The sequence below is a fragment of the Candidatus Margulisiibacteriota bacterium genome (assembly GCA_028715625.1).
GTDB lineage: Bacteria > Margulisbacteria > Riflemargulisbacteria > GWF2-35-9 > GWF2-35-9 > JAQURL01.
On sequence record JAQURL010000041.1, the window covers coordinates 1 to 22,737 of the forward strand.

At 38.1% G+C, this 22,737-nt stretch carries 23 protein-coding genes and 1 tRNA gene; 2 read left to right on the forward strand and 22 right to left on the reverse strand.

Annotation, left to right across the window (positions count from 1 at the left end; genetic code table 11):
* The 9 genes from PHV30_07565 to PHV30_07605 form a co-directional block, all read right to left on the reverse strand.
* Positions 1–291: SDR family NAD(P)-dependent oxidoreductase (locus PHV30_07565; GenBank protein ID MDD5456873.1), on the reverse strand; the 291-nt coding region annotated here is incomplete at its 3' end.
* A gap of 18 nt (positions 292–309) precedes the next feature.
* Positions 310–1,236, reverse strand: coding sequence for an ACP S-malonyltransferase (gene fabD, locus PHV30_07570; protein ID MDD5456874.1), 927 nt, complete (start codon positions 1,234–1,236; stop codon positions 310–312).
* Positions 1,237–1,238: 2 nt separating this feature from the next.
* Positions 1,239–2,426, reverse strand: a complete 1,188-nt coding sequence (locus PHV30_07575) for an electron transfer flavoprotein subunit alpha (protein MDD5456875.1) — start codon at positions 2,424–2,426, stop codon at positions 1,239–1,241.
* A gap of 9 nt (positions 2,427–2,435) precedes the next feature.
* Complete coding sequence (locus tag PHV30_07580; GenBank protein MDD5456876.1) at positions 2,436–3,224, reverse strand: electron transfer flavoprotein subunit beta/FixA family protein; 789 nt, start codon at positions 3,222–3,224, stop codon at positions 2,436–2,438.
* A gap of 12 nt (positions 3,225–3,236) precedes the next feature.
* Entirely contained in the window at positions 3,237–4,400 is a 1,164-nt protein-coding gene (locus PHV30_07585) for an acyl-CoA dehydrogenase family protein (GenBank protein MDD5456877.1), read from the reverse strand.
* A gap of 22 nt (positions 4,401–4,422) precedes the next feature.
* Positions 4,423–5,424, reverse strand: a complete 1,002-nt coding sequence (locus tag PHV30_07590) for a ketoacyl-ACP synthase III (GenBank protein MDD5456878.1) — start codon at positions 5,422–5,424, stop codon at positions 4,423–4,425.
* Positions 5,414–6,433 (reverse strand): phosphate acyltransferase PlsX, encoded by a 1,020-nt coding sequence (gene plsX, locus PHV30_07595; GenBank protein ID MDD5456879.1) that lies wholly within the window; start codon positions 6,431–6,433, stop codon positions 5,414–5,416. Before plsX ends, PHV30_07590 begins: the two co-directional genes overlap by 11 nt.
* 6 nt (positions 6,434–6,439) lie before the next feature.
* On the reverse strand, positions 6,440–6,646 hold the full coding sequence (rpmF, locus tag PHV30_07600) for a 50S ribosomal protein L32 (protein ID MDD5456880.1): 207 nt from the start codon (positions 6,644–6,646) through the stop codon (positions 6,440–6,442).
* Entirely contained in the window at positions 6,570–7,142 is a 573-nt protein-coding gene (locus PHV30_07605) for a DUF177 domain-containing protein (GenBank protein ID MDD5456881.1), read from the reverse strand. The genes rpmF and PHV30_07605 overlap by 77 nt, the downstream gene beginning before the upstream one ends.
* A gap of 181 nt (positions 7,143–7,323) precedes the next feature.
* On the opposite strand from PHV30_07605, the gene PHV30_07610 reads away from it, so the two are divergent.
* Positions 7,324–8,805, forward strand: a complete 1,482-nt coding sequence (locus tag PHV30_07610; protein ID MDD5456882.1) for a methyl-accepting chemotaxis protein — start codon at positions 7,324–7,326, stop codon at positions 8,803–8,805.
* Here PHV30_07610 and PHV30_07615 read toward each other — a convergent pair.
* The 11 genes from PHV30_07615 to PHV30_07665 all read right to left on the reverse strand — a co-directional run bounded on the left by PHV30_07615 (position 8,802) and on the right by PHV30_07665 (position 21,193).
* A complete protein-coding gene (locus PHV30_07615; protein MDD5456883.1) occupies positions 8,802–8,972 on the reverse strand; it encodes a hypothetical protein in 171 nt (56 codons plus the stop codon). The genes PHV30_07610 and PHV30_07615 overlap by 4 nt on opposite strands.
* Positions 8,959–9,765, reverse strand: coding sequence for an RNA methyltransferase (locus PHV30_07620; protein MDD5456884.1), 807 nt, complete (start codon positions 9,763–9,765; stop codon positions 8,959–8,961). The genes PHV30_07615 and PHV30_07620 overlap by 14 nt, the downstream gene beginning before the upstream one ends.
* 1 nt (position 9,766) lies before the next feature.
* Positions 9,767–11,860: a transcription-repair coupling factor gene (gene mfd / locus PHV30_07625; GenBank protein ID MDD5456885.1), complete on the reverse strand. Its 2,094-nt coding sequence runs from the start codon at positions 11,858–11,860 to the stop codon at positions 9,767–9,769.
* Positions 11,861–12,125: 265 nt separating this feature from the next.
* Positions 12,126–12,518 (reverse strand): response regulator, encoded by a 393-nt coding sequence (locus PHV30_07630; protein ID MDD5456886.1) that lies wholly within the window; start codon positions 12,516–12,518, stop codon positions 12,126–12,128.
* A complete protein-coding gene (locus tag PHV30_07635; protein ID MDD5456887.1) occupies positions 12,518–16,174 on the reverse strand; it encodes a response regulator in 3,657 nt (1,218 codons plus the stop codon). The genes PHV30_07630 and PHV30_07635 overlap by 1 nt, the downstream gene beginning before the upstream one ends.
* Before the next feature lie 203 nt (positions 16,175–16,377).
* Positions 16,378–17,298, reverse strand: coding sequence for a hypothetical protein (locus tag PHV30_07640; GenBank protein MDD5456888.1), 921 nt, complete (start codon positions 17,296–17,298; stop codon positions 16,378–16,380).
* 36 nt (positions 17,299–17,334) lie between these two features.
* Positions 17,335–17,967, reverse strand: a complete 633-nt coding sequence (locus PHV30_07645) for a hypothetical protein (GenBank protein MDD5456889.1) — start codon at positions 17,965–17,967, stop codon at positions 17,335–17,337.
* Positions 17,968–17,985: 18 nt separating this feature from the next.
* Positions 17,986–18,942 (reverse strand): hypothetical protein, encoded by a 957-nt coding sequence (locus PHV30_07650; protein ID MDD5456890.1) that lies wholly within the window; start codon positions 18,940–18,942, stop codon positions 17,986–17,988.
* A gap of 42 nt (positions 18,943–18,984) precedes the next feature.
* Positions 18,985–19,590, reverse strand: coding sequence for a hypothetical protein (locus PHV30_07655; GenBank protein MDD5456891.1), 606 nt, complete (start codon positions 19,588–19,590; stop codon positions 18,985–18,987).
* Positions 19,591–19,795: 205 nt separating this feature from the next.
* Complete coding sequence (locus PHV30_07660) at positions 19,796–20,911, reverse strand: outer membrane beta-barrel protein (GenBank protein MDD5456892.1); 1,116 nt, start codon at positions 20,909–20,911, stop codon at positions 19,796–19,798.
* A 197-nt stretch (positions 20,912–21,108) separates the two neighbouring features.
* Positions 21,109–21,193, reverse strand: a tRNA-Leu gene (locus PHV30_07665).
* Positions 21,194–21,395: 202 nt separating this feature from the next.
* Here PHV30_07665 and PHV30_07670 point away from each other — a divergent pair.
* Positions 21,396–21,842: a hypothetical protein gene (locus PHV30_07670; protein MDD5456893.1), complete on the forward strand. Its 447-nt coding sequence runs from the start codon at positions 21,396–21,398 to the stop codon at positions 21,840–21,842.
* A gap of 48 nt (positions 21,843–21,890) precedes the next feature.
* Here the strand turns inward: PHV30_07670 and PHV30_07675 are convergent, their stop codons facing one another.
* Complete coding sequence (locus tag PHV30_07675; protein ID MDD5456894.1) at positions 21,891–22,487, reverse strand: hypothetical protein; 597 nt, start codon at positions 22,485–22,487, stop codon at positions 21,891–21,893.
* Positions 22,480–22,737, reverse strand: a 258-nt coding sequence (locus tag PHV30_07680) for a hypothetical protein (protein MDD5456895.1), incomplete at its 5' end; no start/stop codon positions are given. The genes PHV30_07680 and PHV30_07675, both read right to left, overlap by 8 nt.

A 22,737-nucleotide genomic window follows, 5' to 3' on the forward strand; every position in this document is an offset into this window, starting at 1 on the left:
ACGCATAACCAGATTATCTTTGGTTATTCCGGCATTATTAACCACTATGTCTATGCTGCCCAGTTCCTGCAGGACTTTATCTATAGCAGTGTTTACTGAATCCGGTTGAGTAACATTGGTTTGAATACCAATGGCCTTCACCCCTTTAGCTTTCAGTTCATCTATGGTTTCATTCAACATCATATCCAGTATGGCGATATTTGCGCCGTGACCGGCTAAGTTCATAGCGATAGCCTTGCCTATTCCTCTGGAACCGCCTGTAACAATCGCGACTTTTCCTTTTAAATGCATAAATACCTCCTCGTTACTTTAACACAACCAGTTTAAGGCTGATAAATCCTGTGGTTTTTCAACATTGAAAATCTTGACGTCCCCGCTTATTCTTTTAATCAATCCGGTTAATACTTTACCTGTTCCTAATTCTACAAAGGTATCAACATTTTTATCAAGCAAATATTTTATAGTTTGTACCCACAAAACAGGAGAAAATAATTGTTTTACCAAGTTCATTTTTATGTCAGAGGCGCTAATTTCTTCTCTTGCCGTAACATTGGTTATAAGCGGTATCCTGGCGTTGGATATGGAAAATGAAGCAAGTATTTTGCCAAATTCCTCTGCCGCAGGTTTCATTAAAGAACTATGGAACGGTCCGCTTACGTTAAGCTCCATGACTCGCTTGGCACCTGCTACTTTTAAGGCTTCCATCGCCTCCAGTACTGCCTTTTTTTCACCGGATATAATAATCTGTGCGTCGTTATTATAATTGGCGATTTCTACTACTCCCGATATTTTTTTACAAATACTTTCAATTTTATTCATGGATAACCCCAATACTGCGGCCATGGAACCGGTCCCGGCAGGCATGGCTTTTTCCATTAACTGGCTTCTCTTCTGAACAATGCGCAAGCCTGTTTCAAAATCAAAACCATCAGCAAAAAATACCGCTGAATATTCTCCAAGGCTATGCCCGGCTACATAATCCGGTTTCATATTCTTTGATTTAGCCAGCACACTTACAGCAGCAGAGGCAATATATAAAGCCGGCTGGGTATTTGTCGTAATAGCCAATTCAGCTTCCGGACCTTCCCACATAAGTTTAAAAAGTTTCTCGCCGAATACCTTGATCACAGTATTCTGCAGTGGTTTCAATTCATCAGGATAAGAATCAAACCATTCCCTGGCCATGCCCACAAATTGAGAACCCTGCCCAGGAAAAACAAAAGCTGTTTTACCCATGATTATCTTTTTAATTCCTTTATTAAGGCCGGAACCACCTTGAGCACATCGCCGACTATACCGTAATCGGCAACTTTAAAAATAGGTGCATCCGGGTCTTTATTTATGGCAATTATCAAATCAGATGAGGACATCCCTGCCAAATGCTGAATTGCGCCGGATATCCCACACGCTATATAAAGCTTGGGATGTACAGTTTTTCCGGTTTGACCTACCTGATGAAAGTGTTCTATCCAGCCGGCGTCCACTACAGATCTGGAAGCACCTACAACTCCACCAAGCGCATCGGCAAGTTCTCTGACAAGTTTCAGGTTGTCAGCATTTTGTATGCCTCTTCCGGCAGAAACAATAATATCCGCTTCAGCCAGATTAACATTTTCTTTGGTTTCTTTAATAAATTCCAAACATTTTACTAGAATATCGGAATCATTTATCGCTGTACCAAGTGTTATTTTTTTAATATTCTTTTTAGCTTTAAACTTATCGGCTTTTAGCATAACATGCGGTCTTACAGTGGCCATTTGCGGCCGTTTACGGCACAAAATAGTAGCCATGATATTACCGCCGAAAGCCGGTCTGGTTTGCAGCAAGTCGCCATCATCATTTATACCCAGCCCTGTGCAATCGGCGGTTAAACCGGTCTGAATGCGGGCCGCAAGACGAGGTGCCACTGCACGTCCCTCAGATGTAGCACCGAAAAGAATTGTTTCCGGTTTGTATTTCTCTATAGCTTCCTTTAAAACCTTGGTAAAACTTGCAGTTTCATAATTTGGCAACTTTTTATTGTCAAAAATATACACATTATCTACCGGATAAAAAGAAAGTTCCTCAGCCAATTTCTCGGTTCCCTGACCGATAAGAATTACAGACAACTCCTGCTTACGGATGTCAGCCAGTTTTCTGCCTTCTCCGATCAGCTCAAAAACAACTTCGGCTATATTGCCATCTTTATTTTCTCCATAAACCCAAACGCCACTATAATCACTAAAACCTGTACGATCCAGGTCGTCCACTTTTATTTCTATTGCCTTAAATTTGCATGCAGGTTCGCAAGCCCCGCAATATGTACACTTGGCCAGATCAATGTAGGCCAGCTTGTCCTTTATGGTAATTGCGCCAAAACCGCAAGCCTTGAAACATAAATTACAACCTTTGCATTTATCCTTAATTACTGTAATTTGTTTGGTCATAATCCACCTTTATATAATTGTTAATTCTTTGAGTTTGTTTTTAATAAACACTGCCGAGTTACCATCCTCATCAGTGATAATCTGGCTATTCCCTTTGGGTGGGGGTGTAAAAATTCTAGATACCCAGGTTGGAGAACCTTTTAGTCCAATACGATTTTCATCAGCTTCAATATCTTTAGCAGAAACAGTCTTAATAACAGCGGTTTTTGCTTTCATCTTTCCTTTTAGGGAAGGATAACGAGGAGTATTTATACTTTTAAGAACTGTAATAACTGCCGGGAGTTTGGACTGAGCAACTTCAAAGCCGTCTTCCAGCTCACGCTTAAGAGATATTGTGTTATTTTCAGTCTTTTCTATATTTACAACATAAATCATTTCCGGTATTCCCAGATACTCAGCGACTCCTGGCCCTACCTGAGCAGTATCTCCATCAATAGCTTGTTTCCCGAATATTATAATGTCATAGTCCGGAACAAATTTTTCTATTGTGCGACCTAACGTATAGGAAGTTGCCAAAGTATCAGCTCCAGCGAAAGCCCTGTCTGTCACCAGTATTACATCATCTACTCCCAGTGCCAACGCATCCCTGAGAGCGGTTTCTACCTGAGGTGGCCCCATGCTGACGACGGTTACTTTGCCACCGTTTTTATCCTTAAGCCTGAGACCTTCTTCGATGGCATTTTCATCAAAAGGATTAATAATGGAGGGTACTCCCGAACGAATTAAGGTGTTGGTTTCCGGATTAATCTTAACTTCATTCGTATCCGGAACCTGCTTGATACAAACGACAATATTCATAAATGTCTCTCCTTAAGCTTTGTCCCTGGAGGCACTTTCCTTAATAAGCTGCAGGCCGATTACATTACGCTGTATCTGATTGGTACCTTCATAAATTTGAAGTATTTTGGCATCCCTGAACATTTTTTCGATCGGATATTCCCGCATGTAACCATAACCACCAAATACCTGTAAAGCATCGGTTACAACCTCCATACAAATATCTGTTGCAAAGAGCTTGGACATGGCAGACTCTTTGGAAATATCTTTCGCTCCGCCATCAATATGTCGAGATGTAGCATATAAAAGCGCTCTGGCAGCTTCTGTCTTGGTAGCCATGTCGGCCAGCATGTGCTGGACTACCGGCTGTGCTGCTATTGGTTTGCCGAACTGAACGCGTTCTCTGGCGTATTTTACAGCTGCGTCTACAGCGCCTTCGGCAAGTCCCACGCCCTGAGCCGCAATACCTGGACGGGAATGATCAAGATTTTTCATAGCAATAATAAAACCCATGCCTTCTTTAGCCAGCAAATTTTCTTTGGGTACCTTTACATCCTGAAAAACAAGTTCTCTGGTAGCTGAACAGCGAATACCCAGTTTTTTTTCTTTTTTGCCGAAAGAAAATCCTTTCATGCCTTTTTCCAGAATAAAAGCTGAAGCGCCTCTGGCACCCTTCGACTTGTCGGTCATGGCCAGCACCGTGTAAGTATCAGCCTCTCCGCCGTTAGTTATCCATTGTTTGGTCCCGTTTAATATATAATAATTTCCATCTTTTACGGCTGTTGTCTGAATACCGGCCGCGTCTGAACCTGCATTGGCTTCTGTTAACCCAAAAGCAGCCTGTTTTCTGCCAGCTGCTATATCGGGCAGATATTTCTTTTTCTGTTCCTCAGTACCGAAAGCTAAAATCGGATAACAACCCAGAGCATTGGCAGCAAATGACACTGACACACCTATGCAGCCTTTGCTGAATTCTTCCACAGCCAGAATAAAATCCATTACTCCACCGCCATATCCTCCATATTCCTGAGGTATATAAAGGCCGTACAGATCAGCTTCCGCTATCTTTTTTAATATATCAATGGGAAATATTTCTTCTTCGTCCAGTTTGGCACGATTGGGTACGATCTGCTCATCAGTAATTTTTTTAGCTAATTCCACGATCATTTTCTGTTCATCTGTTAAAAAATAATCCACTTCATTTCCTCCTTATAGCTAATTATTTTGACCACTTTATTACGTTGGTCCCATAGGTCAGGCCGGCACCGAACCCTACCGTCACCAAAATATCCCCTTTTTTTAATAAACCTTTTCTAGAGGTTTCGTCAATGGCTATGGGGATGGATGCCGCTGACGTATTGCCATAACGGTCAATATTAACATAGACCTGTTCTGACGACAATCCCAACTTATCTCTGGCATAATCGATGATCCTTTTATTTGCCTGATGCGGGATGAAAAAACAGATGTCTTCTTTTTTTAATTTCGCTTTCTGTAAAGCTTCCTCAATAATATTGATAATGATATTGACGGCAAATTTATATATCGCTTTACCTTCCATTTGTATATAGCGCTGGTCAGACTCAACATTCTCTTTAGTCAGCGGGGTTCTGGAGCCTCCGATCGGGACTATCAATTTGTTATAATCTTTACCTTGCGCCCCTAATTTGGAAGATAATATCCCGGAACCGGACATAACATCGCCAAGGACTACAGCTCCGGCACCATCGCCAAAGAGAATAACAACCGAACGATCTTTCCAGTTGCAATATTTGCTCAATGTATCTGCGCCAATAACCAGAACATTTTTGTAATTACTGTTTCGCATAAGTCCCACAGCCACATCCAGGGCATAAATAAAACCTGTGCATGCCGCACTAATATCAAACGCAGGCACATTCTCCAGGCCCAAAGCATTTTGGACCAAACAGGCAACAGAAGGGAACAAAGGGTAATCCGGTGTGGTTGTCGCTACAACAATGCAATCTATAGCACTCGGACTTACTCCGGAAGATTTAATGGCTTTTTCGGCTGCCATAATAGCCAAGTCCGAAGCCGATTCATTTTTACTTATATAACGCTGTTTAATTCCTGTTCTGTCAAATATCCATTCGTCGCTTGTATCCAAACCCAGTTTAACAAAATCATCATTTTTATAAACTTGTTGGGGGACAGCGCTGCCTGTTCCTATTATTCCTATTGATCTTTGTTTATTTGTCATTGTTTTTTGACTCCTCCAGATTGGCGGCCAGCTTTTCTTCTATGCGTTCTATGACTTTATTTTCCTTTACTTTTTTTGCTTCCATGATGGCATTACAGATTGCTTTAGGGCTTGCCGAACCATGCGCGATAATAACTACCTTTTTTACACCCAGCAGCAATGTGCCTCCGAATTCATCATAATCTACTTTTTTTCTCAGGGCTTTGAAAACCGGAAGCATAAATATAGCCCCGATTGTAGCCAGCATATTCTTCTTTACACCTTCTTTGATCATTTTAAAAATAGTACTGGTTGCACATTCACCGAATTTTAAAAGCACGTTGCCGATAAATCCGTCACATACTACCACATCAGTCTCTCCATCCAATAAATGTTTGGGTTCAAGATTGCCTTGAAAGTTGAGGATATTTGTTGTTTTTATAAGTTTATAGGCCTCGGTCGTTAACTCATTACCTTTTTCTTCTTCTTCACCGATATTCAAGATGCGCACAGCGGGATTTTTAACGCCCAGAACTTTTTCTGAAAAAACTTCACCCATAACCGCGAACTGTAAAAGATGTTTGGGCTTGCAATCAACATTGGCACCGATGTCCAGTATAACCAACGGTTTTCTCAAGGTTGGGAAAACAGCAACAATTGCCGGCCGTTCAACATTTTTTATACGACCCAGAGTAAAAATAGAAGTAGCCAGCACAGCTCCAGTATTACCTGCCGAAACCAAAGCATCTGCTTTACCTTCCTTTAACAGTTGTACAGCAACATTCAGAGATGAATCTTTTTTTTCGCGCAAAGCCTGAGTTGGGGAATCGTGCATGGAAACAACCTCAGATGCCTGGAGAATATTTATTCGTGAATACTTGCCATATTTGGCCAGTTCTTTTTCCAGAATATCTTTTTTACCAACCAGGGTAATTTCTATTTCGCTGTCTTTTTTGAGTGCCTCAATGACACCCAGCACTTCATGCTGAGGAGCGAAATCTCCTCCCATTGCATCAATAACAATTCTCATGAGATTTTATTTGCTTTTTGACTTTGATTTAGATTCTTCTTTAAGCTGTATAATCTGTTTGCCTTTGTATTGACCGCAGGCAGAACAAACATGGTACGGCTGTACCAATGCTCCGCAATTAGGACAAGCCGTAATTTCAGGCAGACTGACTTTCCAGTGAGCTCTTCTTTGATCTCTTTTTGCCTGAGTTCTTTTTTTCTTTTGCGTTGACATTACTAACCTCCGCTTTTAAGTTTTTCAATACTTGTAATCTAGGATCGATTATTTTTGTTATGTTCTTATTTTTAACCCTGCAATTAATATCACATTTTGGTGCAATTGGCAAATTTAAAATAAGTATTTCCCTTATCATTTCCCTTAAATCTATCTCGTGATCGTTACTGTATGTGAAATAAGTGTCTTCTTCTGTAACAACGTAATCAGGCTTGTCTATTGGTTGTCTGGATTTTTGTGCCACGAAACGTTCTTCAAAAGAAATGGCAAACTCTTTTTTGAAACGTTTCAAACATATGGAGCAGGTAAAATTTATAATAGTCGAAGCCGTTCCTCTGGCTAGCAGTCCAAGTCCTGTATTAATTAGTGTTACGTTTATTGCCACCGGAGCAGCCAGTTCAGCATCTTCCGCAATATCACCCAGTGAGTTTTCGATATACTCAAAAGACTCTTCCAGGCCAACTTCTTTTAATATATTTTTGATATCAATTTTCATGGATAAACCGGTAAAATTATTATATGTATCCGAACATAAACTGTCAATTAATGGTAATCCTGAGTCGCCAACTGACCAAATGTCTGATGATTTTTGTAAATTATTGCCAATTTACTTTTTATAATGTTTAATTGAAATAATTAATGTGGGGAATACTATAATCTCTAAGGGGGAATAGTGTATGATCAATCTGGATTTAGGAAAAAAAATAATTATCGGCACCGGAATACTGATTGTTATTCTGCTTTTCATCATTGTTATTTCAGCTGTAAGCTCAAGAAGTCTTAGAAAAGGTCTTGCAAATATGGACCATGTTAATCATTTACAGTTAACGCTGATACAGCGTTTAAGTGATCATCTGAGTTGGGTTAACGCAGTGGAAACATCATTGGTTAATAACGATGTTGCCAACCTGGATGTCCAAACAGATTATCATTTGTGCGCCTTTGGTAAATGGTTTTACTCTGATAACCTCACTGATACCGAAAAGTTCATTCCCGAACTTAAACCAATCCTCGGGAATATGGAAGAGCCGCACAAACAATTACATGAATCCGTAATTGCCATAAAGAAGGCGGCTTCACTTGATGAAGCGAAAAGTGTTTTTGCCAGTCAAACCGTACCCAACCTCGACAAATTAAAGGGAATGTTCAAAGAAGCGATTAATTTAGCCCAAAAAAAGGATGATGAGGTTTCTGCAAATATTGCAAACAATACCAGAAATACAAAAATTGCCATGAATATAATAAGTTTAATTGCAATAATAATTGCCATTTTCATAAGTGTTTACTTGTTTGTAAATGTGGTTTTGAACCTGAAAAAAGTAATCCAGAAATTATCTGAAACAACTTTCCAGATCACCAATGCTATAAGCTATATTTCCCAGTCCAGTCAGGCCCTGGCTCAGGGAGCTAATGACCAGGCCACATCGCTCGAAGAAACAACAGCTTCTTTAAAAGAATTGGCTGATCTCACTCAAAAAAATTCCGACGAAGCGGATAAGGCCAATGATCTAACCCACGAAGTAAGTACAATTGCTTCCAAAGGGAACCAGTCTATGGAACAAATGGCTATGGCTGTAGCTGAAATTCAAACTTCTTCGGATGAAATTTCCAAGATAATCAAAATTATCGATGATATTTCCTTTCAGACCAATATTCTTTCATTGAACGCAGCCGTTGAAGCAGCCAGAGCCGGAGAAGCAGGCAAAGGTTTCTCGGTTGTTGCCAATGAAGTTCGGAATCTGGCGCAAAGAAGCGCCAATGCCGCACGAGAGATTGCCAACATGATTGAGACCAGTAAAAACAAAACAGATATGGGAGTAAAAAATTCCAAGGAAGTTGCAGAAATACTTAAAGAAATCCATGATAAAAGCAATGAAGTTACCACCTTTGTTGACCGTATAACTCAGCTTTCCAAACAACAAAATGCGGGCATAAAAGAAATTAACACCGCCATATCCACGATCGACAAAGTAACTCAGGCCAATGCAGCCAGCTCGGAAGAAGAAGCTGCTTCGGCAGAAGAGTTGTCGGCACAGGCACAGGTTCTTCAACATGTTGTGGAACAGATAAGCGAGCTTGTATGCAGCGACTTGAATTGTAAAGAGGTATTTAAAAAAACGAAAACAAAAAATACAGATGAAGACGAAAACTTCGCTTAATATTTAGAGTTGTATTGTTTAACCTCATTAATTAATTTCTGCTTTAAAAGACTATTTTGTTTTTTCTGTAAAGTTACAAGTTCCAGCCTGTATAAAAGTATGCCGGTTAATACAAAAATAACAATCAGTACTATTAAGATGCTGAACCCTTTTTTATTTTTCAACATAGTTCTGATTTTGCCTCAGCCATTCGTAACATAATATTCCCGCGCTTACACTCAAATTTAAGGAATCGTTTTGACCAAGCATGGGTATCCTAATCTTTTCACTTATTACTTCTAACCACCCGTCAGAAACTCCGCTGTGTTCGTTTCCCAGGATCAATGCAACATTGGTATGCAAATCAATATCCCAAAAAACTTTGCTGGCAACAGGTGTTGTAATAAATATTTTAAAATTATGTTTTTGCAGCCAGGTTCGTGCAGAACTTATATCAGTCAAATAAAAAGGAACTGTAAATACTGTCCCCACGCTATTACGGGTAACATTCGGATTATACACATCTGTTTTCTGATTGGTCAAAAAAACCGCAGCCGCACCGGAGCCATCGGCAATTCTGAATAATGTACCAAGATTTCCTGGTTTCTCCAGATTATCCCCGATTAATACCAGACCGGGCTCATGCGGCTTAATATCCAATCCTGCCAGTGCATGATTTTTCTTAACCGCCACAGCGATAATCCCTTCTGTTTTCTCCCTGTAGCCAATTTTCGCGAAAAGTTCCTGAGTTATTTGATAGACCGGAATTTCCTTTTTTAAAAATTTCAGCAGTTCGTCGCTTGCGCTGACTTGTTTTTCTGTAACCCACAAACTCTGCAAAGCAAAATTATTGCGAAGCGCAAAGCTGATTTCCTTTTTCCCCTCAATCAAAAACAATCCGGATTCATCACGCCACTGCTTCTTATGCATTCGTTGCAAAGTTTTCAATTTTTCATTTTGTAAACTCGTTATTATTTCCATGTTAAGACTCGCGTTCTTTTTTTCCCAATTCCCGGGAAATAATGAAAAGCATATCCTGCAAATTTTCAGGCAGCGGTCCGAACCTGTCAAGAAATTCCCGGGTAAAAGCTTTAACATCCTCTACGGTTTTAAACTCTGCCATACGTTTATATAAAGATAAACGGATATTCATATCCGGAATATATTCCTCCGGTATATATGCCTGAGTTTTTACGGACAAAGGAATAACCCGCTCACTTCCCGGGCTTTCTCCTTTCTCCCTGGCTATGGCTTCGTTTAATAAATGCATATAAAGTTCAAATCCTACTGCTTCCATGTAACCACTTTGCTCAACGCCCAGAATATTCCCTATGCCACGCAGTTCCAAGTCTCTAAGCGCGATATCATAGCCTGACCCGAGTGTTGAATAATTAATCAGAGCCTCAAAACGGCTTTGAACCTCCGTGGTTAGAACTGCTTCGTCTTTATAAAGCAAATGAGCATAAGACTGAGTATCGTCTCTGCCCACCCTTCCCCTTAACTGATGCAACTGTGCCAGACCGAATTTGTCGGCATTATTAATAAAAATCGTATGCACATTGGGAATATCCAGACCATTTTCAATGATTGTTGTTGATAAAAGTACCTGAAACTTGTTGTCATAAAAATCCACCATAATATCTTCCAGTTCTCTGGCATGCATTTGACCATGCCCAACTCTTATTCCAACACCAGGCAGGACATGTGCCAGTCTGTTTTGCAGATGAATAATATCATAAACCCGGTTATGCAAAAAGAAAACCTGGCCTCCCCTTTTGATTTCAAATTGAATTTTGCTTTTTATAAATTCAATATCAAAAACATGCACTTCAGTGATTATCGGTAGACGTTTTAAGGGAGGAGTGTTGATTACACTAATATCACGAATACCTGAAATGGATAAATATAATGTTCGCGGTAAAGGAGTAGCAGAGACTGTAAGTACGTCAATATTGGCCCGAAGTTGTTTGATTCTTTCTTTATGCATTACTCCGAACCGCTGTTCCTCATCAATAATTAAAAGTCCCAGGTCTTTAAAGACGATGTCTTTTTGTAATATTCTATGAGTGCCGATGACAATATCAACAGTTCCTTTATTCAAATTGTCTATTATCTGCTTTTGTTGTTTTCTGGTTTTAAACCTGTTTAAATACTCCACACTAACCCCGAAACGTGTTAAACGGTCGGTAAAAACCTTGAAGTGTTGTTTGGACAGCAAAGTGGTCGGAGTAAGGATGGCAACCTGTTTATGGCTCATTACAGCTTTAAAGGCTGCCCTGATCACTACTTCGGTCTTGCCGAAACCTACATCGCCGCAAATAAGCCTGTCCATGGCTTTCAAGGATTCCATATCCCGCTTTACATCATCAATGGCTTTTTTCTGGTCTTCGGTCTCTTTAAAAGGAAAACTCTTTTCCAATTCCAAATCATATTCTGTGTCTTCAAAAAAATTAAACCCATTTTTTATTTTTCTGGATTTATATAAATAAAATAAATCTCTGGCTACATTTTTTACAGCTTTTTTAACCTTATTTTTTGTCTGATGCCATTTGTTGTCTCTTAGTGAATTAACAACCGGGGTGACACCGCCCGTATATTTATAAATACGGGTAAGCTGCTCAATGGGAATAAAAATTTTGTCATTTTCCTGATACACTACCACGGCATATTCGGCTTCAAACTCATGAATCTTCAAACGTTCCAATCCCTGATATATTCCAATCCCATGATTAACGTGGACCACAAAATCGCCGATATTCAGGTCAAACAATATTTCATGAGGTATTGTATGCGGCTTATAGGGTTGATCTTCCGTAACATGTTCAATCGCGGTGTCTCTGATTTTACTGATAGATTTTTGCGTACTTGGCTCAAACGCACGAATATCTTCGATAACCTCATCAAAAAATTCCAGTCTTAGGGGTAAATTTTGATTGGCCGGGAAAATATCTATAATGCTTCCTCTAACTGAGTAATCGCCAGGATTGAGAACTAAAGGGACCCTGTGATAGCCAAGAATTTCCAGCTCTTTTATCAGGACCTCAAAAGTAATTGTCTGTTTTATTTTTAACTGCATACCAGCGTCAATTCTATAAGTTTTAACTTTGCCCGTCTACTGTCATGGTTATTTATTAGAAATTATTTAAACAAAGATTCCTAATGTTTATCATTCCTTCAACCTGGAATGCGAGTCAGTCTTTGCAGGGGAAAAAAGGTAATCCGGCTTTTGTAAGTCTTGGAATGAAGCTTTTGCTGATAAATAATTCTGAGTATATATTATGAAACTAAACCTTCTATTATAATTTATTTTTAGAAATCAAAGCGTAAACGACAGGCGATTTTTAGATGACGCCGATTCTTCTGAAACGTTCCATAATAAATTCTTTATTAAAAGGTTTTACTATATAGTCTGAACACTTTTCAGACAGCGCTGCCAATATGCTGTCTCGTTCGTCATGAGAAGTAACCATTACTACTTTAGTCTGTTTATCAGGAGCAACTTTATAGTCTACCTCCAGCTGACGTATCCTGTTCAACACATCAAGGCCGTCCATATCTGGCATGGAAATATCCAATGTTATCAACTGATATGGTTGTTTTTCTTTCAAAGCCTTTTCAAAGGCAACAAGGGCAACATCGCCACGATCAAACTCATGAATTATACCCAGTTCTTCGACAATCTTGGCCAGCTTTTTGCGGCTTACTACTTCATCATCCACTACCATTACTTTCATTAATTAATCACCCTTTTATAATAATTTCCCAACTCTTTTATATATTGTACAAGATTATGAAAATTTTCCAAGCCATTTTCTATTTTACTGTTTTTTGCCATTTGTTCCAGATTGGCAGCTGCTTTGGACAGGTTCGTAGCACACAAGTTCGCTGCCCCGCCTTTTATCGAATGGGCATTTTCCTTTATCAACTGATAATTATTGGTGTCCAGTCCAACCTTGATTTTATCGGCTTGCTGATAGGTAATCTCAATAAAATTTTTTATCAGATCTATTAAAAACTCTTTATCGTTATCAAATTCACTTAAAGCTTTTTCATAATCCAGGGTTAGTTTATCAGCGTCTGTTTTCTCAGGTTTAGAGTTTTCCTGGCCGGTAGAGTTAAGTTTAACGTATTTATTTATCTCTGCTATAAGAGCGTCTTTTTGTATAGGTTTTTCCACATAGCCGTTCATGCCGGATTCCTGACACCGCTTTTTCAAATTATCATCAGGTTGGTACATCAGGCACAAAACAGGAATATCTTTATTCTTCTCCCTGATCTGAGTTGTTGCAGTAAATCCGTCCATACCCGGCATGTCCGTATCCATTAGTACCAGATCATATTTTTTAGCATTTAACGATTCCAGAGCAGTTATCCCATTATCTACCAGGAACAATTCACAAGCTTCTGAAGATAAAGCAGATTTGACTGCTTCCTGGTCCGGCTCAAAATTTTCAGCTACCAGAATTTGCAATTTATTGTCCTGATGTATATCTGTTTTATGCACATAGCGATCAATTATACGATAGAGATCTTCCCGACGTATAGGTTTGGCAATATAATCGTCCATGCCCGCTTCCAGATATTTTTCCCTGTCACCCTTCATGGCATTAGCTGTTACGGCAATAATAGGCACATGCTGTCCGGTTTGTTTCTCATATTCCCGGATTATCTGTGTGGCTTTGACACCATCCATGACAGGCATCTGCACATCCATAAGGACTATGTCATAATTCTTTTCTCTGCAAAGATCTACGGCTTCCACACCATTAGGGGCCAGAGAAACCAGATATCCGTTCTTTTCCAGCATTTTCATGCCCATTTTCTGATTTATCGGATGGTCTTCAACTAATAAAATGTGGATTTTTTTATTCATGACAGTACTATCGGCTGATTTGTTTTTTTCGGCATCAATTTGTTTCATTTGTTCCTCATCAGGGACGCGGCACTTTATAGTAAAATGGAAGGTACTGCCCACACCAAGGGTGCTTTCTACCCAAATATTTCCGCCCATAATTTGAGTAAGACGCTGACAAATTGTAAGGCCCAGACCTGTCCCGCCATATTTTCTTGTTACGGAACTATCCGATTGCCTGAAACTTTCAAATATCAATTCTGTCTTGTCAGGAGCTATACCTATTCCGGTGTCGGATATGGAAAAATGGAGCATAATCTCATCCGGAGAGGGCCTGTCCTCTACCTGACAATTAAGAACAACTCCACCTGTTTCAGTGAATTTTATAGCGTTATAGCACAAATTTAAAATAATTTGTTTTAAACGTTCAGGATCACTAATCAGATATTTGGGAATATTTTCGTCTATATTGAAGGTTAAGGATAAATTCTTTTCCTTGGCCAAATATTTTAAAGACTCAATAGTGAATTCAATGATGAACCGCAAATCGTAAGCAATGTTTTCCAGGTTCATCTGACCGGCTTCGATTTTGGAAAAATCCAAAATATCATTAATCAAATTCAGTAGGGAATCCGCTGAAAAACTTATCATCTGAACCTGATCCAACTGTTCTTCGGATAAATTTGAATCCAGAAGCAAACCGGACAAACCGATAATTCCATTAATAGGAGTTCTTATCTCGTGTGACATGTTTGCTAAAAATTCGCTCTTGGCCGTACTGGCGGTTTCGGCTTTTTCTTTGGACGCGGTGAGCTGCTCGTTCATTTCCAGTAGAGCTGTGGTTCTGGCTACCACTAGGTCTTCCAAATGATCTTTGTGCTGTTTTATTTCCGCTTCAACACGTTTTCTTTCACTTATATCCCTTATAAACCCGGCGCCATGTTTTTTGTCCTTGATATTAGCCAAAGACAACGAAATCTCAACAGGTAACAAATGGCTGTCTGCTCTGGAGGCCAGCACTTCGAAAGTCTTGCCTTCAGAGTAATGATCCGACGAAACTCCGTCACCCAAAAAAGTGGCAAGATAATTTTTGTGCATATCATCCAATAAAAGAATTTTATGTAAACTCTGGCCGATCATTTCTTTTTCTTTATAGCCGAACATTTTTTCTGCGGCATCATTCCAGTATTCAATCTTTTCTTCAGGATCAATAATAATGATCGCATCCTTGGCTGATGAGGTTATAGCTCTAAATTTCTCTTCGCTTTCTTTTAAAGCAACCATTGCATTCATACGTTCCGTATTATCCTGCATTACACCATCTATCCATTTTATTTCATTATTCTCGTCATAACTTACCTTGGCTGAACAGGAGACCCAAAACGGTGTGGAGTCCTTCTTTCTCAAATACAGTACTTTATCTTTAACATTACCTTTATCTTTTATTTCATTAATAAAAGCCTGCCTTTCACTATCATTAATAAAATGACTGGTTAGAGGTATTTCCGCCATTTCTTTTAGTGAATCATAACCGAACAATTTAACCATGGCAGAATTCAACTGCAGGTTTTGTTTATCCGCTTCTAAAGAAATCCTGAAAATTCCCACAACAATATTTTCAATCAGCGAACGATATTTTACTTCGCTTCTGATCAGGGCTTCTTCTGCTTTTCTGCGTTCGCTGGTATCTCGCAGCATACATTGAATACTAATAATTTTATTATCCTTAACTATGGGTTGCGTGTTTACTTCCACATAAAACGGTTCTTTGCTTTTGGCCTGAAAAAGAAATTCAATCGTGGATGACTGCTGGTCCATGTTTGTTTTTTTTAATAAACCAAGCATCATAAAAAGTTCCAGTTTATTAGCGAAATATTTGGAAACAGGCTGCCCTATTTCTTCTTCGGATATATACCCCCCGAACTCTCTCATTGAAGAGCTGCAGTATTCAATTATTCCTTCCGGAGTAACCGTAATTATTACATCTTTTATAGTTTCTACAACATAACGGTACTTTTCTTCATTTTTAATTAATTTTGTTTTTTCACTAAGTCTTTGAATAAACAAACCAGTAAGATTTAGAAAACTTTTTACCATAAAAATATCTGGAATTGTATTGCCTTGTTCAAAACAAACTGTCGCTACCGCGTAAATATTACCCTCAATTACAAACGAAAACCGGTAGTATTGATCATTTCCACTGTTTTTATTTGAGTTTATAAGTTCAGGTGGTATCAAACAGGTAATTACCTCGTCCTGACTATCACACATCTTAATTCTGTTATTTTGTAAATCCTCAATGCTTGTTTCCGTTAGCAAAAAAGAATTAAAATTTTCGGGAGCATCAAACCAGGGTTCCCTATCCTGGTTTTTTATAGTAAAAAAATTCCCCTTATCTCTTACAGCAATTATTGTGAAACACGCTTTTACAAATTTACGTAGCTGTCTGCAAATGATCGGGAATAGGGTTTCATCCGTGGCACATTCAGCTAAAGTAAAAGTCTCGTTAAGTAAAGTAAGAATTTCAGAATTTGTCATAATTTTATGCTCTTAAACCATTTATGGCCATCTCTGTAACTCCTGTTATCAATATCAACAGCGTAATAACCATAGCCAAAACCTGTTTTATTGTTTAATTTGAATGACTTGAACATAAAAATCCCCCGCGAGCAATTCTCACTATACTTGTAGTATACTTATACGCTTTAGTTCATTCAATACAAACACGGATTTTTATGTTTTTATTCGAACGAAGATATTATCAATACTCCGGATAAAATTACTACTGCGGTTAAAAATTGAATTAACAACTTTGCTCTCATCATTTCATTGGTCATTAAATTCTTTTCCTCAAGGATTGTTTCATAAGCTATCCTTTGGATATTTGACGCTGTCTGTACCATTTTTGTTTCATTTTTTTTCTTCAGCTCATCTATGGCCAGATACTTATCAAATGAATTTTTATAATCTTCAATCTGATGAACAACATCATTCATTTTTTCTTTATAAAATTGTCCCTGAAATTGACCTTTTAAACTATCGGAAAGAGAAAACATAAGCTGTATATTGTTCATAACACGCTCAATATATAAAGAATCGTGTCTCAGGATATAATTTTTTTCATGTCTTCGGGCTTCCAGATAATAAATAAGCAGTTGGTTCAGATCATTATTCTTCTTTAACCTATCCGCTTCTGTTTTGCCGGTATCCAGTTCTGTACGAATATCTTTAACTTCTCTGTCCAGAGTTCGGGCAGTTTCAACCATAGCAGCATCCAGCTCTATCTGTTGTTCGGTAGACTTGGCATATTCGTCAAAATTAATAAAATAATTGTCCAGTTCTTTATTTATAGTTCTTAAATTTTCTTCATGTTTTGCCTTGGAAAATTTACCAGTTAGCTGAACAAGAATTTTCTTTGTGGTATTCCTGAGTGTCATCAGCTGTTCTCTGTAACGCAAATCCTTATTAATAATAAAATCTTTTTCCAGGTTCCTGATCTCCAGAATCGATTGAATGATATGCGTAGCTTTATATAAATTGTTGATACGTTCATCAATACGCTTCATAAGCACAACATTCATAAAGGCTATTGTGCAGGCAATAAAAATAATGACTATGCAGCCCGTAGTTACAATAAAATTTGATTTTAAACTCTTAAACATCATTATTTATTAGAATACAATAATAATTGTCTTAATTCAATTGTGTGAAGACTTCAGTCGATAATTGTATAAAATGTATGATTTATCACGGGTCACAAGCTTTATCAAGCCGGTTTCGCCCAGATAATATACCGAGGCTTCCGGAGCCCGGCCAATATTGGAACCATATCTGATTTTTGCGCACAAGAATGTACCTGCGGGAGTATGAATATTTTCTAAACTTAGTACCTGATATTTTTCCAGACGATTATTCAGTTCCCAGGTCTTTCCTGCTCTAAGAGGATAAGGAGCCAGAAATAGCTGGAAATTGGTTGAAATTTGTTGCGGAGCGTAATAATTTACATTCCCTTCATCATTTTTCAGAATTATCACTTGTAAATCGGTAGTGATTTTTTGTTCATTTTTATAGACTATATTCAGCTTGTAAGATTGTTTGAATTTCGGGTCTTTGGTAGCGTAATAGGACAGCTCCCAATCCATATAGCCCACACATTTATTGGCTGTAGTGAATATTTCATATTGCCAGCTGTTCCCGGCTTTTAAAGGAAATGTTTTAATTATATTTATTGTTTGTTTTTGTTGTTTGTTACAGGCTTGCAAAAAAAACAGGGCGCCAAGTAAAAAAACAAAGATCAAACATTTACCGAGTTTAATATTGCGCGGCATCATAATTTTTCGGATTATATCTTAATATGCAGAAACTTTTAAATGCTTAAATTCTTGTGTTTGCTCAAGAAACCTGAAGTTATTCAGCACATTATGAGCAACCCCGGGGATCAATTGACCGTTAACATAAACAGGGTCAGGTGTGGTGGCTATAAAAACAGCCTGTGGATATAAACCTTCATTATTTTCAATAATCCTCAGATCCTGTCTGAAAGATTTAACCCGACCTTCATAAATAACTTTATTCCAACCCTTGGGAAAACTTCCTCTAAAAAAATAATCCAGATCTACGGTATGAACATAATTAAAATTCGCTTTAAAATACAGCAGGTTACGCTCTGGACTGTTTCTTAATTCATAAGAATTAACAGTTTTTATCCCTGCCTCCTTACGATTTTTGGGCCAAATAGCGGTGGCTGGAGGCATGTAGAATCCTAGTCTGGGATTTAACACAAATTTCAATTCCTCATATTCATCCTTCTTAAAAAGACGATGACCTCCATCCCGCCATACATAAGTGTTTAACGAACCATCCCAGATCAGCGGAAATAAAAAAGACGTTTTGCCTATATTCTCATGGTAATGCTTTAAAACCCGGTTCATGAAACCTACCGGCTTTTGAGAAAAACATGTTTCCGGAATGCTGCCCCAGCGGCTGAAGTCTACTTCCTCGTGGTATAAATAAAAATCTTTGTGTTGGTCAAAGTTGATAATCACATTATTTTCCGCAGCTATAGATCCCAGATATTGCATAAGCTTGAATAACGGATAAAACCAGCTGTGATTTCCAAATATCCAGATATTGGCGCTGCGGATGTAATATAAGTTTTCCGGACAGCCAAGTTCATCGAATCGAATATTTTCCAGAGCTTCGTCAATGTTATTAAAAACTTTTATGTTGCTTTGGGTATAGCGATCGATAGCCGAGAATAAAGCTTTTTCTATTTTTAATTTCAGGGAGATAATTTTATTTCGCATATAAAATTATCGTGGGAAAAACGTTCTTTTCCCTTAAAAAACTTAATTTCTTAATGTCGGTTGATCAGGTTTTTTATTAGGATTTATTTTTTCATTAATTGCTTGGTTAAAACCATCAAAAGCGTTTTTTATATAAACAGCTGCCGGGATGCCGACGGCTCCTGCTAATACAATTCCAAAAAACAGTAGGGGTAAACCGGCTGTTTGCTTTTGATCTTTAAGTTTTTCTGCCAGTTGTCCTATTTGTTCTTGCTCTGTCTTGTTAAAATTCGCATTAAAATTTTTATTGAGAACATCATCCACAGCCATTTTTAAGGCTGTTATATGTGCCGGATCTGTTAACTTTAAATTATCTAAGGATATCCGATTCCTTTCTTGTAAAAACCCATTAAGTTCGTTATATATTCTCTGGGTTAATTTTCCTAGTTTCTGTTCTGCATCTACACCTAATTGATTTCGATTCTTGTCTGCAAGAACCTTTAAAATTTGTTCAAGGCCACCTTTTTTCCCTGGGTCGTCACTATTTGAACCAGGAACTATTTTGCCAGGATATATTTTATCGGGACTTGTTTGGCTGCTACCCATTGGTGGCACATTTAACAGTCTTCTCCCCATATAAAACTTATTTTTTATTTCAGATAAATGCATAATTTCCCCCTTTTAAGGTATTTTTTTATAGTATTCCCTGTTTCGGCGCAACCAAACATCCAATTTTTTTATTATTTGGAGGATCAATATCTTTAATATATATGAGACGAAGGATGCACCAGAAAAACTACATGTTTAAAATGCAGAGGCCGGAGGGATTAATATATGTAGGGACCCAGAGCGCTCTGACACCCTTTGGAAATTATTATCGGGCTTTTCTGTTCTTCAGGTCATTTAGCCGTTCTTTTTTCTTTTCCACGTACTGCTTTTTTTCTTCTATGGTAGGCGGTGCCGGATTATTTATTATTACAGGGGACGGATTGTTGTAGTATCGGTATCTGTATGGTCCGTCATTATGAATAAAATATCCGTGCCATATATGTAAGCCGTAAGGTGAATAAGCGTAATTGCGCTGCAAATAAACAATCCGTTCTTCCACCGGGACATTATCGGCGTGCTCGTTTCTCCATTCCTGCTGCAAGTTGCTTAAATCATTCTGCGCGTCCGATATTTGCCTGTCCAGATCCTTTACTTTGCTTTCCAGATGTCTTATTTTGCGATACTCTTTAACAAATTCTTTGCTGCTTTCATCCAGTTCGTTGTTATCATAAAAATCATCAATCTGTTCTTCCAGTTGGTCACGCTTATTTTTCATTTCCTGGATTTCTTTGGTCAATTGCTGGATCTGAACCAGCAAATCTTCCTCATGGCTTGTATATCTATAATGAGAATTACCAGCTGATTGTCTGTTATTTAAGGGTATATCGAACCCCATACCCAGAGTTAAAACCGAGCTGTTAAAATTGTTGGCATTATTAAAAAAAATAGGAGGGATGAAGTGTTTGCTATACTCCAGGTTTACATAAAAATTATCGGCAATATTAAACTTAATACCCCCCAGCATGTGATAGCCAAATTTAAAGCCTGATTCCAGGTTGCCGTAAATATCATCCTCAACGCTGTAAAAATAACCGCCGACTCCGCCGCCCAGATAAGGTTCAATTAAGGCAGCGGTAGAAAAGTGATAAAGTAAAGAAGCTGTAAGCGGACGAACATTGATTCTTAAATTTGTTCCCAGGTCAGCGGGGTTATGACTTATATCAGCGTAGCTGCCCAAGTTGGCGCGCACTTCCCAGCCACTTTCATCCATAAGGCCCAAAACGCCCTGCCAATAAAAATCCTTGCCGAAAGTCTGCTGTGTTAACGCATCGCTATCAGGCGCCATTCCGCCAAGATTAAGGCCCAGGTCAATTTTCGAAACAGCCATGGTTAGGGAGCTGAAAATAAATAACATTAATAATAATAGAAAATATCGTTTCATTATACCTTTTTATACAAATCTATTTTAGAAAAGTTCCGCCAATTATGGCAAATTAAAATTTATTAATTATTGTTACGGAGAAACCTGGCCTGCCAGGCAAGCAAAGCTTTAAAACAATCAACTTGTCCGGTTTGCTCAAAGACTACCCCGTAGCTGGCTTCGCGTGCTCTTGCCACTGCATCTCGCGAAGCCAAACCTGGTGCTGCGGAAGAGACTCGAACTCTTACACCGTGAGGCACTAGCCCCTCAAGCTAGCGTGTCTACCAGTTCCACCACCGCAGCAAACACTGATAAGGATATTGCTGAATCACGGATAATTACTGCTTCTCAGAAAATTTTTTCCGTCAGTTACTATTAAAAAAACCTTATCAAATTACTATTTAATTCTCCATTGGTTCCACAAATCATGCAGAATCTATCAGCGTTTTTATTATAGCAGACTGATAATGTTCCTCAAAGATGGGAATTAATCTATAATTTAACAATGGACTATGATTCAAAAGACTATCCTCATTCTGGGTTGACTGAGCAAATTATTCGAGCAGCATTTTATGTTGCTAATGGGTATAAACGGAAAGGCTTAAAAAACCTATCATTTGACTTACATAATCTGTTCAGAGATGATTTAGCAGCATTACTGATAGAACGTAATATACATACTGTTACTGAAGAATTCTTTCCCAGACCTTTAAGGGAGGGTTTAATTAATAGGAAAAAAGTTCGGCACTTTGCTGATTTGATGGTATCTGACCAAGTATTAGCAGAAATTAAAGTTGGCAATAAAGATTATGTCGATGATAAAAAATCCTTATTAGCGTTTGAAGGTCAAGCGCTAAATACGCTGGAATATTCAGGTCTTAAGTTAATGCTTTTATTTAGATTAAGCAATGATGGTAACTTTAAAGTAACAGTTTCAAGATATATTTTATAATTCCACGCCCCGAAGTAATAATTGTAGTGAGAACCTAATAAATTTGTTTTATGTTTCAGAACGAGGGGGGGAGGTTAATCTATATTGCATAGCTTTTTCATATGCTTTACGATAGTGCTCGCCGAAATGTCTATTATGATAAGTGTGTTCTCTGATAATTAAATCAATATCCGTATCTACAAGATGCCTGAAATAAAATAACCACCCAACTAAATGAATTGAGGATTGTACCTTAGATGCTTCCAATGATTTCAAGGCGAACTTTTTTGCTGGCTTATCGTCTGTCAAAAAACCTAATCCAGTCCTTTTAGCAAAAGCAATTGAAGAAATTTCTCCCATCCCAAGTCTTTTCCTGTTATCTGCTATGAGACGGTCATTTAAGTCATCAATTGTTATGTCACATACCTTAATACTATTTTCTGAAATTGCTTTTTGTATCTTTTTTATTAATTCTTGCTCACCGGATTTTGAACTCTTCCTTTTTTTGTAAATACTTTCGTATTCAACGTATCTTGTTATTGAAAAGTAGCATTTTGCCAGTAATGATGCTCGAAAGATGCGATTTGATGCAATAATATTTTGAATAGAGCAACTGTCAGTTATGTTTATTGTAAAAAAAGAAGCATAGTTTATTTCATTAAACATGTGTTTTTAAATGAAATAGGGATAAAATATCTTCAACAGAATCATCATTCGCTAAAAGTGTTTCAGATAATTTTTCGTAAGAAATAATTTGTTTGGAATATGCTTCATAGCACAGTTTAATATATTCACTGGTTAACCCTTTTTTTAGATAAGTTTGTTTTGCTAATAAAATATTTTTTGAAAGAGTGGGTGGAAGTTCAGGGTCGCTTTTGTCTGATTTTGATACCTTTAACAGTTTAAATTTGTCATA